Source organism: Streptomyces sp. NRRL S-118, from assembly GCF_000716335.1.
GTDB lineage: Bacteria > Actinomycetota > Actinomycetes > Streptomycetales > Streptomycetaceae > Streptomyces.
This window is the reverse complement of sequence record NZ_KL591008.1, coordinates 418,093-419,283: the sequence shown is the minus strand read 5'-3', so window position 1 is coordinate 419,283 and position 1,191 is coordinate 418,093. Positions and strand designations below refer to the sequence as shown.

Annotated in this window: 1 protein-coding gene; it reads right to left on the bottom strand. The window is 70.0% G+C overall.

All coding sequences use genetic code 11. The annotated features are described in order from the left end of the window. The coding region (locus IH00_RS0117410; protein WP_234334873.1) for an acyltransferase domain-containing protein at window positions 1-1,151 on the bottom strand (1,151 nt) is incomplete at its 3' end. Between the last annotated feature and the right edge of the window lie 40 nt (window positions 1,152-1,191).

The window sequence follows — 1,191 nt, the reverse complement described above, 5'->3', positions numbered from 1 at the left end:
CGGCGTTGGAAGGGGTAGGTGGGCAGGTCGATCCGGCGGGCGGTGAGACCGTGCGCGGTGTAGGCGGCCTTCCAGTCGACCGCCACGCCCTGGACGAATGCCTCCGCCATGGAGGTCCACAACCGGTGCAGACCTCCCTCCCCCTTACGGAGGGTCCCGACGATGACGGTGTCGGCGCTACTGGGCGTGTCTGCGGTCGTCTGGTCGGCGAGCTCCTGGATACCCATGGTCAGCACCGGATGCGCACTGGCCTCGATGAACGTCCCGAACCCGTCCGCGAGGAGGGTGGTGATGGTGTCGGCGAAACGGACCTGGCGGCGCAGGTTGCGATACCAGTACCCCCCATCCGTGCGCACCTGCTTGCCCGGCTCGACGGTGGAGTAGAACGGGACCTTCGGCTCCCGCGCCCGCACCGGACCCAGCAGCCCTGCCAGCTCGGTTTCGATCGCCTCGACCTGAGAGGAGTGGGAGGCGTAATCGACCGCGATACGCCGCGCCCGCACACCATCGCGCTCGCAGGCCGCGACGAACTCGCCCACCGCCCCGGCCTCACCCGACACCACCGTGATCGCAGGCCCGTTCACCGCAGCCACACCCAAACGCCCCGCCCAGCCGGTCAGGCGTTCCTCGACCGCACCGGCCGGCAACGCCACCGACGCCATCCCACCCGCACCGGCCAACACCCTCCCGATCACCTGCGAACGCAACGCCACCACCCGCGCCCCGTCCTCAAGCGACAAAGCACCCGAGACGACGGCTGCGGCGATCTCACCCTGCGAGTGCCCCACCACCGCATCCGGCTTCACACCCGCGCTGGCCCAGACTTCGGCCAGGGACACCATCACCGCCCACGTCACCGGCTGCACCACATCCACCCGCTCAAGACCAGCACCCGAGCGGACCACCTCCATCACATCCCAGTCCACGAACGGACCGAGTGCGGCAGCACACTCACCCATACGAGCCGCGAACACCGGCGACGAGTCCAGCAGTTCGGCACCCATACCGGCCCACTGCGTGCCCTGACCCGGGAACACCAGCACCGACCGCCCCACCGAACCAGCCGCCGCCCCGGTGACGACCGGCGCCCGCAAACCCTCCAGCAACTCCTCACGCCCCGACGCCACCACCACCGCACGATGCTCGAACACCGACCGGTGCGCAGCCGACCACCCCACCTCCCCCACACCC